This is a genomic window from Streptomyces dioscori (genome assembly GCF_003024195.1).
Taxonomy (GTDB): domain Bacteria; phylum Actinomycetota; class Actinomycetes; order Streptomycetales; family Streptomycetaceae; genus Streptomyces; species Streptomyces dioscori.
Map to the genome: position 1 here is coordinate 424,033 of NZ_KZ679042.1, position 14,045 is coordinate 438,077.

The 14,045-nt window shown below is 69.9% G+C and carries 12 protein-coding genes; 8 read left to right on the top strand and 4 right to left on the bottom strand.

What is annotated here, in order from left to right:
- Nucleotides 1–21: 21 nt before the first annotated feature.
- The 3 genes from C6Y14_RS15710 to C6Y14_RS15720 are packed head-to-tail and all read left to right on the top strand — an operon-like array spanning nucleotide 22 to nucleotide 2,903.
- On the top strand, nucleotides 22–1,272 hold the full coding sequence (locus tag C6Y14_RS15710) for an aromatic ring-hydroxylating oxygenase subunit alpha (RefSeq protein ID WP_107017276.1): 1,251 nt from the start codon (nucleotides 22–24) through the stop codon (nucleotides 1,270–1,272).
- 41 nt (nucleotides 1,273–1,313) lie between these two features.
- Nucleotides 1,314–1,925 carry a DUF1295 domain-containing protein gene (locus tag C6Y14_RS15715; RefSeq protein WP_225891101.1) on the top strand — a complete coding sequence of 204 codons (612 nt, stop codon included), beginning with the start codon at nucleotides 1,314–1,316 and terminating at the stop codon, nucleotides 1,923–1,925.
- 60 nt (nucleotides 1,926–1,985) lie between these two features.
- Nucleotides 1,986–2,903: a lysophospholipid acyltransferase family protein gene (locus C6Y14_RS15720; protein ID WP_107017278.1), complete on the top strand. Its 918-nt coding sequence runs from the start codon at nucleotides 1,986–1,988 to the stop codon at nucleotides 2,901–2,903.
- A 77-nt stretch (nucleotides 2,904–2,980) separates the two neighbouring features.
- Here C6Y14_RS15720 and C6Y14_RS15725 read toward each other — a convergent pair whose 3' ends face one another.
- Entirely contained in the window at nucleotides 2,981–3,925 is a 945-nt protein-coding gene (locus tag C6Y14_RS15725) for a helix-turn-helix domain-containing protein (protein WP_107017279.1), read from the bottom strand.
- Nucleotides 3,926–4,098: 173 nt separating this feature from the next.
- On the opposite strand from C6Y14_RS15725, the gene C6Y14_RS15730 reads away from it, so the two are divergent.
- The 3 genes from C6Y14_RS15730 to C6Y14_RS15740 all read left to right on the top strand — a co-directional run bounded on the left by C6Y14_RS15730 (nucleotide 4,099) and on the right by C6Y14_RS15740 (nucleotide 7,116).
- Nucleotides 4,099–5,136: a saccharopine dehydrogenase family protein gene (locus tag C6Y14_RS15730; RefSeq protein WP_107017280.1), complete on the top strand. Its 1,038-nt coding sequence runs from the start codon at nucleotides 4,099–4,101 to the stop codon at nucleotides 5,134–5,136.
- A gap of 143 nt (nucleotides 5,137–5,279) precedes the next feature.
- On the top strand, nucleotides 5,280–6,347 hold the full coding sequence (gene mraY, locus C6Y14_RS15735) for a phospho-N-acetylmuramoyl-pentapeptide-transferase (RefSeq protein ID WP_107017281.1): 1,068 nt from the start codon (nucleotides 5,280–5,282) through the stop codon (nucleotides 6,345–6,347).
- 85 nt (nucleotides 6,348–6,432) lie between these two features.
- Nucleotides 6,433–7,116: a class I SAM-dependent methyltransferase gene (locus C6Y14_RS15740; protein ID WP_107017282.1), complete on the top strand. Its 684-nt coding sequence runs from the start codon at nucleotides 6,433–6,435 to the stop codon at nucleotides 7,114–7,116.
- Here C6Y14_RS15740 and C6Y14_RS15745 read toward each other — a convergent pair.
- Entirely contained in the window at nucleotides 7,097–7,762 is a 666-nt protein-coding gene (locus C6Y14_RS15745; protein ID WP_107017283.1) for a hypothetical protein, read from the bottom strand. The genes C6Y14_RS15740 and C6Y14_RS15745 overlap by 20 nt on opposite strands.
- Nucleotides 7,763–7,898: 136 nt before the next feature.
- Nucleotides 7,899–10,373 carry an excinuclease ABC subunit UvrA gene (uvrA, locus tag C6Y14_RS15750; protein WP_107017284.1) on the bottom strand — a complete coding sequence of 825 codons (2,475 nt, stop codon included), beginning with the start codon at nucleotides 10,371–10,373 and terminating at the stop codon, nucleotides 7,899–7,901.
- A 227-nt stretch (nucleotides 10,374–10,600) separates the two neighbouring features.
- Between uvrA and C6Y14_RS15755 the strand changes: the two genes are divergently transcribed.
- Together C6Y14_RS15755 and C6Y14_RS15760 are read left to right on the top strand one after the other, a co-directional pair.
- Complete coding sequence (locus C6Y14_RS15755) at nucleotides 10,601–10,840, top strand: hypothetical protein (RefSeq protein ID WP_107017285.1); 240 nt, start codon at nucleotides 10,601–10,603, stop codon at nucleotides 10,838–10,840.
- Nucleotides 10,837–11,211, top strand: coding sequence for a toxin Doc (locus tag C6Y14_RS15760; RefSeq protein ID WP_107017286.1), 375 nt, complete (start codon nucleotides 10,837–10,839; stop codon nucleotides 11,209–11,211). Before C6Y14_RS15755 ends, C6Y14_RS15760 begins: the two co-directional genes overlap by 4 nt.
- Nucleotides 11,212–11,327: 116 nt before the next feature.
- Here C6Y14_RS15760 and C6Y14_RS15765 read toward each other — a convergent pair whose 3' ends face one another.
- Entirely contained in the window at nucleotides 11,328–13,967 is a 2,640-nt protein-coding gene (locus C6Y14_RS15765) for a PA14 domain-containing protein (RefSeq protein WP_318658056.1), read from the bottom strand.
- Between the last annotated feature and the right edge of the window lie 78 nt (nucleotides 13,968–14,045).

Below are 14,045 nucleotides of genomic sequence, written 5' to 3' on the forward strand. Positions count from 1 at the left end.
CACCCCCAGGAAGGCAGCGAGATGATCCCCAATCAGTGGTACCCGATCCTCCAGACCGGTGACATCAAACGCGACAAACCCACCGGCGTACGACGCATGGGCGAGGAGCTGGTGCTCTGGCGCGACCTCGGCGGCACCCTCGTGTGCCAGAGCGCGCGATGCCCGCACAAGGGCGCCAACATCTCCGAGGGCCGGCTCAAGGGCAACACGGTCGAGTGCCCGTACCACGGCTTCCGTTACGACGCCGAGGGCACCTGCAAGGTCGTCCCCGCGCTCGGTGCGAACGCCCGGATCCCCCAGTCGCTCCAGCTGAAGACCTACCCGGTGCGCGAGCAGCACGGGCTGGTGTGGCTGTGGTGGGGCGAGGCACGCGAACAGCTCCCGGAGATCGAGCTGCCCCACGAACTCGTGGGCAACCCGCGCCCGTACGAGACGATCTCCTGGACGCGGCCGGTCCACTACACGCGGTACATCGAGAGCCTTCTTGAGTTCTACCACGTGACCTTCGTGCACCGGGATCACTGGACGAACAACATCGACTACACGTTCATGTACGGCACCGCGCGCAATCTGTGGATGGACGGCCGGGAGCGCTACCTCGCCGCGAACAAGATCGTCAATCATGAGGTCGAGGTCGACGGCACCACCATCCGTTCCACCTTCGACCAGTGCGAGGAGGCGAACCCCGCCAACAGCTCGCACTTCGACCTCATCTACCAGGCGCCGGGACTGACCCACGTCAAGACCGGTCTGCTGGAGATCACGACCTGGCTCACGCCGATCGACGACGAGAACACCCTGGCGATCATGCGCCTGTACGAGTACCCGCAGTTGCGGACCATGGTGCCCATCAAGCCACTCAGGCCCTGGGTGTTGCGCGCCTCGCTCCTGATGGAGAAGCTCGTCCAGGACCCCCAGGACGTGGGCATCATGCTCCGGCAGGAGCCCAAGGTCAGTGAGCGCGGCGTGAACAAGTTCATCGCCGTGGACGAGATGAACGCCAAGTTCCTGCAGATGCGGGACCGGCTGAAGGCCGAGGCGTCGGCGGGGGCGCAGGTCGAGGCCGATACGAAGGCAGCCCCTACGGAAAGCGCGGAGACCCCTGTGGCACGGACCGCCGAGACACTTCCCGCGACCAACGGAAGCGGGAAGGGAAGCGCGAACGCCAACGGCAACAGCAACAGCAACGGATCGAAGGGCGCGCACGCCACCCGCAGGAAGCGGACCGGGCCGACGGACCGTGAGGACGGCCTGTCGAAGGCCCGTTCCTGATGTACGGCGGGTACGACGCCTCGACTAGACCCAAGATCCTGGTGACCACGTGCAACACGCTGGCCGTGGCGGCCGCCGGGTGGTTCCTGTTCGCCGGCACCGACCGGGTCGATGCCGAAGCGCTGCGCAGGGGGCTGCTGTTCGCCCTTTCGGCGGTCTACCTGCTGCGCTTCGTCGCCACGACCTTCGTCATGCTGAAGAGGAGCATGGAGTGGTCCGAGGCCGCCACCGTGGGCGTCTGGGTCGTCGTCATCCACGGCACGATGGCGTACCTGGGCGGCACCAACTCCGCTTCCGTGGGCGTGGTCACCTGGCTCGGGGTGCTGCTGTACCTGGTGGGTTCATACCTCAACACGGGCTCGGAGTACCAGCGCAAGCTGTGGAAGCGAGCACCGGAGCACAAGGGCAAGCTCTACACCGAGGGCCTCTTCAGGTACTCCATGCACATCAACTACTTCGGTGACGTCGTGCTCTTCACCGGATTCGCCCTGGTGACGGGCAGCCCCTGGGCCCTGGTCATCCCGGCGGTCATGGCGTGCATGTTCTCGTTCATGAACATCCCCATGCTCGACAAGTACCTGGCCGAGCGGTACGGGACAGCGTTCGACGAGTACGCGAAGAAGACGGCCAAGCTGGTCCCCTTCGTCTACTGACTCGGCCATGGACCGGCAAGACATCGAACGGCACACCGCACGACGCAGGAGGAGGAGCGCATGGCCGAGGCGGGCGACGAACGGTCCGGGAGTGCGGAGGAGCGGGTGAGCCCGGCCGAGTTGTTCACGGAAGTGATCGCCCAGGGTCTGCTGACTCTCGCGCGGGGCCGCGACCTCCTCGACCGGTGTCTCACCGAGGAGCAGGCGGTCGACGACTTCGGCTTCGACCCCGAACTCACGGACGACCTGATCCTCGCCCCCTTCCGGCCCCTGTACGAGAAGTACTTCCGGGTGACGGTGGAGGGCCTGGAGAACGTGCCGGACGAGGGCGGCGCCCTGGTGGTGGCCAACCACTCGGGCACGCTCCCGCTGGACGCGCTGATGCTGCAGGTAGCTCTGCGCGACCGTCATCCCGCCCATCGCGCGCTGCGGCTGCTGGCCGCGGACCTGGTGTTCGACCTGCCCGTGCTGCGCACGCTGGCCCGCCGGGCCGGGCACACCCAGGCCCGTATGGACAACGCGCTGCGGCTGCTGGAGCGCGGTGAACTGGTCGGCGTGATGCCGGAGGGCTACAAGGGCCTGGGCAAGCCCTTCGGCGAGCGGTACCGGCTGCGGCGCTTCGGCCGGGGCGGCTTCGCGGCCGCCGCCCTGCGCACGGGGACACCGATCGTGCCGTGCGCCGTCGTGGGCGCCGAGGAGATCTACCCGATGGTCGCCGACGCGCGCCCCGTGGCCAGGCTCCTTCGGCTGCCGTATTTTCCGATCACCCCCACGTTCCCTCTGCTCGGACCGCTCGGCGCCGTTCCCCTGCCGACGAAGTGGACGATCCGTTTCGGTACGCCCCTGCCGACCGCCCCCTACGCGCAGGACTCGCTGGACGACCCGATGTTCGTCCACAAGATCTCCGACGAGGTCCGGGACACCGTCCAGGACATGCTCACCGAGATGGTCAGCGAACGCCGCTCGCTGTTCGGGTAGGCCTGGCGTCGGGCACGCTCAGACACGGCAGACGCGTGCAGACGCATACAGACACGCTCAGGCGCGTACAGGCTCCTTCACGCGGGCCCTGAGCGGAAGGTGCGTCGGTAGGTGTCCGGCGGTACGCCGAGCGTGTGGTTGAAGTGGCGGCGCAGCGTGGTGGCGGTACCCATTCCGGTGGCCTCCGCGATGGCCTCGACACCGCTGTCGGTGGTCTCCAGCAACTCCTGGGCGCGCCGGATGCGTTGGGACAGCAGCCACTGCAGCGGGGTGGTGCCGGTCGCCGCCCTGAAGTGGCGGCCGAGGTGGCGCGAACTCATGCCCGCCCGGCGAGCCAGGTCGTCCACGGTCAGCGGCTGGTCGAGGCGTTCGATCACCCAGGGCAGCAGGGCGGCGAGCGGGTGGTCGTCCCGGGCGGGTACGGGCGCGGCGACGAACTGGGCCTGGCCGCCGGCCCGGTGGGGCGGTACGACCAGACGGCGGGCCACCGCGTTGGCGACCGCCGAACCGTGGTCGCGGCGGACGAGATGGAGGCACAGGTCCATCGCGGCGGCCTTGCCCGCGGAGGTGAGCACGCTGCCGTTGTCCACGTAGAGCACGTCCGGGTCGACCTGTACGCGGGGGTGGCGGGCGGCGAGCACGTCGGTGTGCGCCCAGTGCGTGGTGGCGCGCCTGCCGTCCAGCAGCCCGGCGGCGGCGAGCACGAAGGCGCCCGTGCACAGGGAGGCCACCCGCGCCCCCGCCTCGTGGGCCGCGCGCACCGCGTCGACGAGTTCGACGGGCGGGTCCTCGTCGACGTCGGCCCGGGCCGGGACGAGGACCGTGTCGGCGTGCGGCAGCCGGTCGAGCCCGTGGTCGGGCTCCAGCCGGAACCGGCCGACCCGTACGGCGGCGGACCCGCAGATCTCGACGTCGTACCAGGGGACGTCCACACCCGCCGGGGCGCTGCCGAACACCTCGCAGGCCACCGACAGTTCGAAGTGCAGCATTCCCTCGGTGGCGACCACCGCGACAGACCTCATGTCCGTAATTGTACGCAGCATGTCGTTCCGGACACTCACGAGCAGGCACCGGCGCCCGACAGGATGATCGCAGCGGATCCCGAGCGGGTCCGCGGCAGATCCGAACAGCCGATCCGAACAGCGGATCCGGGCGACAGAACCTGACGGACCTTTGAGCACGGGGAGCAGCAGTCATGACATCCAGTCCGGGGCAGACGGTGGCGGTGTACGGCGCGTACGGGCACACCGGGCGGTTCGTGGTGGCGGAGCTGCTGGCGCGCGGGTTCGTGCCGGTGCTCTCCGGCCGGGACGCGGAGAAGCTGCGGGCGCCGGCGGCGACCCGTCCCGGGCTGGACGTCAGGCCCGCGTCGGTCGACGATCCGGCCGCGCTCGACCGCGCCCTGGCCGGTACGGCGGCGGTGATCAACTGTGCGGGCCCGTTCACCACCACGGCCGCCCCCGTCATCGAGGCGGCCCTGCGCGCCGGGATCCCGTACGTCGACGTGGCGGCCGAGATCGAGGCGAACGCCGACACGCTCGCGCACTTCGACGACCGTGCCCGCGCCGCCGGAACCGTCATCGTGCCCGCGATGGCCTTCTACGGCGGGCTCGGCGATCTGCTGGTGACCGCGGCCATGGGTGACTGGACCGCGGCCGACGAGGCACACATCGCCTACGGGCTGAGCGGCTGGCACCCGACCGCAGGGACGCGTGTCGCGGGCGCGGCCGTCCAGGCGCGGCGCGACGGGCAGCGCGTCCGCTTCCGCAAGGGGAGCCTTGAGTACCACCGGGACGAGCTGCCCACCCTCGACTGGGACTTTCCCGCGCCGCTGGGCACGCGGGCCGTCATCGGGGAGTTCACGATGGCCGATGTCGTCACCGTCCCCAGTCACCTGGCCATCCCCGAGGTGCGCACCTACATGACCACCGAGGCGGCCGGCGACCTGGCCGCCCCGGACACCCCGGCGCCCACCGCCGTCGACGGGAGCGGGCGGTCCGCGCAGACCTTCCTCGTCGATGTAGTCGTACGCTCCGGCAGTACCGAACGCCGTGCCACGGCCTCGGGCCAGGACATCTACGCCGTCACCGCGCCCCTCGCCGTGGAGGCCGTCCACCGTGTCCTCGACGGACGGACAGGCAGGACGGGTGTCGCCTTCGCCGGTGCTGTCTTCGACGCCCCCGACTTCCTCGACGCGCTCGCCCCGCACATCACGTACTCGACGACAAAGTAGCGTCCGGCGAAGGGGTGTGGGGCGGCAACTACCCACCGGCGTACACCGGTTGGCTCTATGCATAGGGTGTGGGCTGCGACAGCCGCCCGCACCGGTGCGGCGGTCACGCACGAGAACGCAGTCGAGGGGAAGACCGCCGTCCGATGAACCAGATCCTGTTTGCCGGGGCCATAGGCCTGTTCCTGACACTCGGCGGCACACCACTGCTGATCAAACTGCTGGCCCGCAAGGGCTACGGCCAGTTCATCCGTGACGACGGACCCCGCGGCCACCACGGCAAGCGCGGCACACCCACCATGGGCGGCATCGCCTTCATCCTGGCCACCCTCGCCGCGTACGCCCTGACCAAGGTCATCACCGGTGAGCCGCCGACCTTCCCCGGCGTCCTGGTGCTGTTCCTGATGGCGGGCATGGGTGTCGTCGGCTTCCTCGACGACTACATCAAGATCGTGAAGCGGCGTTCGCTGGGGCTGCGGGCCGGTGCCAAGATGGCGGGCCAGCTGATCGTCGGCGTCCTGTTCGCCGTCCTGGCCATCCGCTTCGCCGACGACCGCGGACTGACTCCCGCCTCGCTGAAGCTGTCGTTCGTGACCGACTTCGGCTGGACCATCGGGCCCGTGCTGTTCGTCGTTTGGGCCCTGTTCATGATCCTGGCCATGTCCAACGGGGTGAACCTGACCGACGGACTGGACGGGCTCGCCACCGGCGCCTCGGCGATGGTCCTCGCCGGCTACACCTTCATCGGCCTGTGGCAGTTCCAGAACTCGTGCGCCAACGCGATGAACCTCACCGACCCCGGCTCCTGCATCGAGGTACGCGATCCGCTCGACCTGGCCGTTGTCGCCTCCGCGCTGATGGGTGCCTGCATCGGGTTCCTCTGGTGGAACACCTCACCCGCCAAGATCTTCATGGGTGACACCGGTTCGCTCGCCCTGGGCGGTGCGCTGGCGGGTCTGGCCATCTGCTCCCGCACCCAGCTGCTGCTCGCCCTGCTGGGCGGGCTCTTCGTCCTGATCACCCTGTCCGTGGTGATCCAGGTCGGCTCGTTCAAGCTGACCGGCAAGCGGGTCTTCAAGATGGCGCCGCTGCAGCACCACTTCGAGCTCAAGGGCTGGTCCGAGGTCCTGGTCGTGGTCCGCTTCTGGACCATCCAGGGGATCTGCGTGATCCTCGGGATCGGCGTGTTCTACGCGGGCTGGGTGGCGGGCTGAGCCCATGCCGACCTGTCCGGGTGCCGAAAGGCGCGGCGCCCCCGATTCTCCGTGCGTCGACCGGCGCCTGGGCTAACCTCCGGGGGTGAGCACCGGACGGGAAGACCCGCAGACCGAGCGGTGGCTGGCGGACACCCGGGCGTCCTACGACGCCGACGCCACCAATTACGCGGACGAGACACGCAACCTCCTGGCCGAACTGCCGCCCGAGCAGGAGGTCATGGCGCTGTTCGCCGAGTCGGTGCGGGCGGCGGGCGGCGGGCCCGTCGCGGACGTGGGGTGCGGACCCGGAAGGATCACCGCCCACCTGAGGGACCTCGGCGTGGACGCCTTCGGTATCGACCTGTCACCCCGGATGATCGAGGTGGCTCGGAATGAGCACCCCGGCGTACGGTTCGAGGTGGGGTCGATGACACAACTCGGCCTCGCCGACGGCTCCTTGGCGGCCCTGCTCGCCTGGTACTCGATCATGCACGTCCCCGATGAGGCGATCGGCGGGGTACTCACCGGCTTCCATCGGGTGCTGCGCCCCGGCGGCCTGCTGCTCCTGGGTTTCCACGCCGCCGGCACCTCACCGCCCAAGGCGCAGGACGACGACGAAGCCTGGCCGGAGGCCTACGGCCGCCTCCGCCGCCCGAGCCAGGTGGCCGCCTGGCTCGCCGGGACGGGCTTCACGGTGGAAACCCACCCCACGATCACATCAGCGGCACGCACACTCGGCGGAGTACTGCTGGCGCGCCGCCATGTGCCTACTTCACATGGCCGGTGAAGACGGCGGTCTCCGATTCGTAGTCGGGTGCGACCTCCACCTGTAAGTACTTCTGGTCCTCGGGGAGTTCGCAGGCCCAGACGACGGAGAGGGAGCGCCCGGCGAGGATGCGGGTCTCGGGGAGCCCGTCGAGCCCCTCGTCGAAGATGGCGTCACCCTCCTTGCCCTCGTCGCCGTAGGCGCAGTTGACGCTGAGCTCGTCGGCGTTGACGCTCGCGTCGGACCCGTTCACGATCTTGATGGTGAACTTGGCGTACGGCGTGTTCCCCGGGGAGGCGTAGTCGCTCGACGTGCCCCGCGAGAACTTCGACAGGCTGACCTCCACGTCGTTCTCGTAGGAGACCGGTTCGCTGAGGCCGTGGACGTCGTCGCCGGACTCCTCGGCGACCGGTTCGGTGCCGCCGTCGGCCACCGCGGGCGCGTCGTCGGCCGGCGCGACCTCGGTGACCGTGACGGTCGGGCCCGGCCGGGCCGCGCCGTCACGGCTGCCGCTCACCGCGATGCCCGTGGCGACGACGGCGACGACGACCGCAGCCGCGGAGCCCATGACGACCGCGTTCGAGGGGTTCTTCTTCCTCACGGGTGGCTCGGGCAGCGGCGGAGGCGGGAGGCCCGGCATGAGCGGCGGTGTCGACTCATGGCTCATGTGTCCCCCTGTGTGACGCTGCCGAGGCCTGCATCATGACGTTGCGAGCGGGACTTGTGGACCCTCTGTGGCCAAATAGTTCTCATGATGCGCGAGCACTGTCCGATTCCCGCACCATGAGGCCGTCGACGGCGGATCAGGACCCGGCCAACCGACGTGCCAGGTACGGCGCCGTCACACTCCGGCGTGCTGTCGCCACCTTCGCCGGAGGGCCTTCGGCGATCACCCGGCCGCCCGCGTCCCCGCCGCCGGGCCCCAGGTCGATGACCCAATCGGCGGTGGCGATCGTGTCCAGGTCGTGTTCGACCAGGACGACCGTGTTGCCCGCGTCGACGAGCCGGTGCAACTGCCGCAGCAGCAGGGCGATGTCGGCGGGGTGGAGTCCGGCCGTCGGCTCGTCGAGAAGGTAGAGCGCGTGGCCGCGACGGGCCCGCTGCAACTCCGTGGACAGCTTGATGCGCTGGGCCTCGCCGCCGCTGAGTTCCGTCGCGGGCTGCCCCAGCCTCAGATATCCCAGCCCCACTTCCCGCAGTGTCTCCAGGCTCCGTGCGGCGGCCGGGAGGTCGGCGAGGAACCCGGCGGCCTCGTCCACGGGCATGGCCAGCACGTCGGCGATGTGCGCTCCCCTGTAGGTGACTTCGAGCGTCTCGGCGTCGTAGCGCGCGCCGTGGCAGGCCGGGCACGGGGCGTACGTGCCGGGCAGGAACAGCAGCTCGACCTCGACGAACCCCTCGCCCTGGCAGGTGTCGCAGCGGCCCTCCGCGACGTTGAAGGAGAACCGCCCCGCCGAGTACCCGCGCTCCCGTGCCTCGTCGGTCGCCGCGTACAGCTTGCGGACCGCGTCGAACATGCCCGTGTACGTGGCCAGGTTGGAGCGGGGTGTCCGGCCGATGGGCCGCTGGTCGACCCGTACCAGCCGGTCGAAGGAGTCGAGCCCCGACGCGTCCCGCAGGTCGACCTCCAGCTCCGCGTCCTCCCCGTCGCTGTCGTCCGGGCCCTGGCCGAGGTGACGGCGTACGACCTCGGCGAGCACCTGGGTCACCAGGGTCGACTTCCCGGATCCGGACACACCTGTCACGGCTGTCAGCACCTGCAGAGGGATGTCGACCGAGACGTCCCGCAGGTTGTGCCGCGAGACGCCGCTCAGGCGCAGCCGGCCCCTCGGCCTGCGCGGGCGGTGCTCGACCGGCGGCGCGTGTCCGAACAGATGGCGGCCGGTGGCGGACTCGGCGACCGCTTCGAGGCCGGGCACCGGGCCGCTGTACAGGACGCGTCCGCCGCCCTCGCCCGCCTCGGGGCCGATGTCCACCACCCAGTCCGCCCGTCGCACGACGTCCATGTCGTGCTCCACGACGAAGAGCGAGTTGCCGGACGCCTTGAGCCGGTCCAGCACGTCGAGCAGGGGCTCCGCGTCGGCGGGGTGCAGCCCGGCGGAGGGCTCGTCGAGGACGTAGACGACGCCGAACAGTCCGGAACGGAGCTGGGTGGCGATGCGCAGCCGTTGCGCCTCGCCGGGCGACAGCGTCGTCGAGCGGCGTCCAAGGCCGAGGTAGCCGAGGCCGAGCCCGAGCAGGACCTCGATCCGGGCGACCAGGTCCGCGCAGATCCGTACCGCGACCTCGCCGGTCTCTCCGTCCGGGTCCGTCGCGGTGGCCGCCTCCGCCCCGGGCATTTCGGCGACGGGCCGCAGCAGGGCGACGACCTCGGTGAGGGGCAGCGCGTTCACCTCGGCGATCGAGCGTCCCGCGAAGGTCACGGCCAGGGCCTCCCGCCGCAGCCCGCTGCCCTCGCACTCCGGGCAGGGCACACTCCGCACGAAGCGCATCGCCCGTTCCCGCATCCGCTCGCTCTTGGAGTCGGCGAGGACGTGCATGACATGGGCGCGGGCGCTCCAGAACTTCCCGTGGTAGCCGTAGTCGATGCGGTCGGCCTCCGGCTCGATCAGGACGGACGGCTGTTCGTCGGTGTGCAGCAACCAGTCGCGGTCCTTCTTCCTGAGCCGGCGCCACGGCTTGTCGATGTCGATGCCCAGACCGCTCACGACGCTGCGCAGGTTGGCGCCCTGCCAGGCACCGGGCCAGGCCGCGATGGCACCGTCGCGGATGCTCAGGGAGGGGTCCGGTACGAGCAGGTCGTCGGCCACGTCGATGACGGCCCCGAGGCCGTGGCACCGCGTACAGGCACCGGCGGCGGTGTTGGGTGAGAACGCCTCGGCGGGCAGCCGCGGGACCCCGGGCGGGTGGGTGCCGGCGCGGGAGTACAGGATGCGCAGCAGGTTGCTCAGCGTGGTGAGCGTGCCGACCGTGGACCGCGAGCTGGGGGCACCGTGCCGCTGCTGCAGGGCGACGGCCGGCGGCAGCCCGGAGATCTCCTGGACGTGCGGGGCGCCGACCTGCTGGAGCAGCCGCCGGGCGTAGGGCGCGACGGACTCGAAGTACCGCCGCTGGGCCTCGGCGTAGAGCGTGCCGAAGGCCAGCGAGGACTTGCCGGACCCGGAGATCCCGGTGAAGGCGACCATCGCGTCGCGGGGAACATCCACGTCGACGTTCTTGAGATTGTGCTCACTGGCACCTGTGACGTGCACGAACGGGTCGGACGCAGCACGCTCCACAACCCCTCCTCACCGGCGGGCTCGACCCCCACACCTCCACCCTGACCCTCCTGCCCCACTTCAGCACCCGGGGGAGGAACCGGGGCGCAGCCCCGTTCCTCCAGGGGCGCGGGGAACTGCGCGACCAGCCCCCACCGAACCCGCACCCAACCGCCGACCCAACCCCCGCACCCCCCGGCAAGGGGCACCGCTTGCCCGCTGAGGTACCTACTAGGTACCATCCGACCATGCCGTCCTTGAACATCACCTACAGCGACGAGGAGATGCAGGAACTGCGCGCCGCAGCCGCAGCCGCAGGCACCTCCCTCAAGCAGTACGTCCACGACCTCTCCCTGCGCGAACGCCAGCGCCAGCAGTTCGTGCGCTACGCCGTCTCCTGGGGCGAGCTGCAGCGCGCGGAGTTCGACGAGGCGTTCCCGGACGAGATCCCGCCGGCCGGCCGCCACCAGGGAGCCGAAGCCGCCTGATGCTCCATGTCGACATCGCCTGGCTGCTCGACATCCAGGAGCAGGCCGTTCCCGAGGACGTGACGGTCGGGGACTACTCGGCCCTGGTGGCCGCGGTCGCCCGCCACAAGACCCGTATCCCCCGCCCGGGGATCGCCTCGCAGGACGCGTCCTGGCGGGCGGCGGCGCTCCTGCACACGATCGTCCGGCTGGAACCCCTGCCGTACCGGAACTCGCTGTACGCATGCCAGGTCGCCGTCGCCTACATGCACACCTCCGCCGAGGGCATCGATCCGCCCTACGGGGCGCTGGTGGAGCTGGTGCGCGACATACAGGCCCGCAAGGCCACGGTCTACCAGGCCGCCGACCGGATCCGCACCTGGCGCATCTGACGCCGGACGGCCCGCTCCGACGCCGGACGGACCGACCGTAGCGGCCCTGGCAGCAGGCGAAGGCCGCCCGGTGAGCAGCGGGGAGGCATCTCACCGGGCGGCCCCTGTGCATGACGTCAGACGCAGCCCGCGGGAAGGGGCCGGGACACGTCGTCGATCAAGGCCTCGTGGGCGGCCTTCACCCGCTTCACATCGGGCTTGACGACCGCACGGTCGTACGTGATCAGCCCGTTCAGCTCGCCCTCGACGTCCGCGATCTGGGTGTACACCGCGCCGTTGCCGCCCTTGCAGGCCAGCGCGTGCACCTCGGCGAGCTTGGTGAGGTAGTCGTCGGTGTACGTGGCCGGGTCGACGTCGACATAGGACTGCTGCACAGACCAGGCATGTCCGGGCACGGCGAGTCCGAGACCGCCGTACTCCCCCATGACCAGGGCCCGTCTGCCGTCCGGACGCGGTGGCAGTGCCGGGCTCGGATAGCCGTGCTCGTCCATGATGTCGCCCGTACCGCCGTCGGCGCCGAGGTTGAGGCCCGACTGGTTGTTGACCAGGCGCGTCGGGTCCCAGGCCTTGGCCTGTTCGGCGATGCGGCCCACGTCGTACTGGCCCCATCCTTCGTTGAAAGTGACCCACATGACGATCGACGGGCTGCTGATGTGCTCGTCGATCATCTGCTTCATCTCGCGCTCGTAGGTGGCGCGGGCGGTGGCGGACGGGTTCACGCCCGCCGTCATGGCCGGCATGTCCTGCCACACCAGCAGGCCGAGCTTGTCGGCCCAGTAGAACCACCGGTCGGGTTCGACCTTGATGTGCTTGCGGACCGAGTTGAAGCCCATGGCCTTGTGCATCTTCAGGTCGTAGGCAAGGGCCTTGTCGCTCGGCGCGGTGTGCAGGCCGTCCGGCCAGAAGCCCTGGTCGAGGGTGGCCATCATGAAGACCGGCTTGCCGTTGAGGACGGTACGAGGGGTCCCCTCGACGTTCTCCACGGCGATGGACCGCATACCGAAGTAACTCTCGACGCGGTCGGAGCCGACGGCGACCTTCAGGTCGTAGAGGAACGGGTCGTCCGGCGACCACAGCCGCGCGTCACGGATCTTCAGGGTGAGCGGGCTGCCCGTGCGGCCGGAGACGGTGGCCACCTTGCGCTTGCCCTCGTACGCCGTCGCGGTGACCGGCACTCCGTCGCGTACTCCCTTCGGCGCGACCGTCAGCGTGCCGGCGGGCACGTCCGGGGTGAGCGCGAGCGAGTCGACGTGGTCGGCGGCGACGGGCTCCATCCACACGGTCTGCCAGATACCGGAGGACGGCGTGTACCAGATGCCGCTCGGGTCTAGGCGCTGCTTGCCGATCGGCGGGTTCTCGCCGTTCGCGGCGTCCGTGGGGTCGTAGACGCCGACGATCAGTTCCTGGGTGCGGCCCGGCTTGAGGGCGTCGGTGACATCGGCGCTGAACTTGTCGTAGCCGCCCTGGTGGTCGGCGACCTTCGTGCCGTTGACGTAGACCTCGGAACGCCAGTCGACCGCACCGAAGTTGAGCCGCAGGCGCTGCTTCGAGCCGATCTTCCAGTCCTTCGGGACGGTGAAGGTGCGGCGGTACCACATCCGGTCCTCGTGCCGTTCGATGCCCGACAGCTGCGACTCGACGGGGTACGGGACGAGGATCTTCTCGGCGAGCTTCTTCCCCACCGGAGGCTGCTCCCCCGCCTCGGCGGCGGCGAACTGCCAGCTGCCGTTGAGGTTCCGCCAGTTGTCGCGGGTCAGCTGCGGCCTCGGGTACTCGCGGTGCGCGTTGGCCGGGGTGACGTCCTTGCCCCACTTGGTGCTGAGCTGGTGGGTCGAGCGGTTGGTGCCGCTGCTCCAGAAGGGCTTGACAACGTTGCCGTCCTGGGCGGAGAGGCCCCCTGCTCCGTCGTAGCGCACATCGGCGCTGCCGCGCGCGGTGCCCGTCTTGTTGCCGACCACGGGTTCCTTGAGCGCGATCAGCAGGGACTTGGAGTCCGTGGGGTCGAGCTTGATGCGGCCGAGCGGCCAGGTCGCCCCGCCGATGACGGCGTCCAGGTGGTCGATCAGGTCGGCCGGGGGCGCCTTGAGTTCCTGCGCGAAGTCGAGCCGAAGGGTGCGGCCGTCCCTGAGCACGGTGGTGGCGATGGCCCCGTCGTAGTCGTAGCCCGCGGGCAGCAGGAACGCCGACTGCGGGATCGCGGTCTTGGTGCCGCCGGGCGGGGTCCAGCGCAGATGGAGGTTGGAGCCTCCGTAGTGCTCGAAGTACTCGACCTTGATGTCATAGGCCGTGCCCGCGGTCAGCTGGACCGGTTCCGCGGTCTGTTCGCGGTCCCAGTCGTCGACCCAGTGGTCGATGGTGAGTTTCCCGTCGACCCAGAGACGGAAGCCGTTGTCCCCGATGATCGAGAAGGTGGTGGGGCCGGTCTTCTCGGGCACGATCCGGCCGGTCCAGCGCACGCTGACGTCGTCGGACTTCCCGGTCGCCGCCCGCAGTCGGGACTCCAGATTGTCGAAGTCGAGCTGCGCGTCCATCCCGGTGGCCTTGAGCTCGTGGAAATCGAAGGCGCCGGGGGCGGACTGGGTGTAGTACTCCCCCTTGAGGCCGTGGACCTCGACAGGGTCCTCCACAGCTGTCGCGACCGGTGCGGCGGCCAGTCCCGCGGCCCCGAGTAACACCGCGAGGAGCAGGGCGAGTCGTTGTCTGAGTTGTATGCGTGATCTGAGCGGTACGAGTGACTTGAGTGAGGTGATGCGCACGAATCCTCCTAGGGAGCTTCTGACGAATCCCCGCGGCGTCGGGACACCCGGTCTCCCGGCGGTGTCACGACCCCCTGT

Coding starts and splice junctions, on each gene's coding strand:
- C6Y14_RS15725 (WP_107017279.1), bottom strand. CDS start 3,925: ATGAGGTCTGTCGCGGTGGTCGCCACCGAGGGAATGCTGCACTTCGAA.
- C6Y14_RS15755 (WP_107017285.1), top strand. CDS start 10,601: ATGCCGTCCTTGAACATCACCTACAGCGACGAGGAGATGCAGGAACTG.
- mraY (WP_107017281.1), top strand. CDS start 5,280: ATGAACCAGATCCTGTTTGCCGGGGCCATAGGCCTGTTCCTGACACTC.
- C6Y14_RS15745 (WP_107017283.1), bottom strand. CDS start 7,762: ATGAGCCATGAGTCGACACCGCCGCTCATGCCGGGCCTCCCGCCTCCG.
- C6Y14_RS15730 (WP_107017280.1), top strand. CDS start 4,099: ATGACATCCAGTCCGGGGCAGACGGTGGCGGTGTACGGCGCGTACGGG.
- C6Y14_RS15710 (WP_107017276.1), top strand. CDS start 22: ATGATCCCCAATCAGTGGTACCCGATCCTCCAGACCGGTGACATCAAA.
- C6Y14_RS15720 (WP_107017278.1), top strand. CDS start 1,986: ATGGCCGAGGCGGGCGACGAACGGTCCGGGAGTGCGGAGGAGCGGGTG.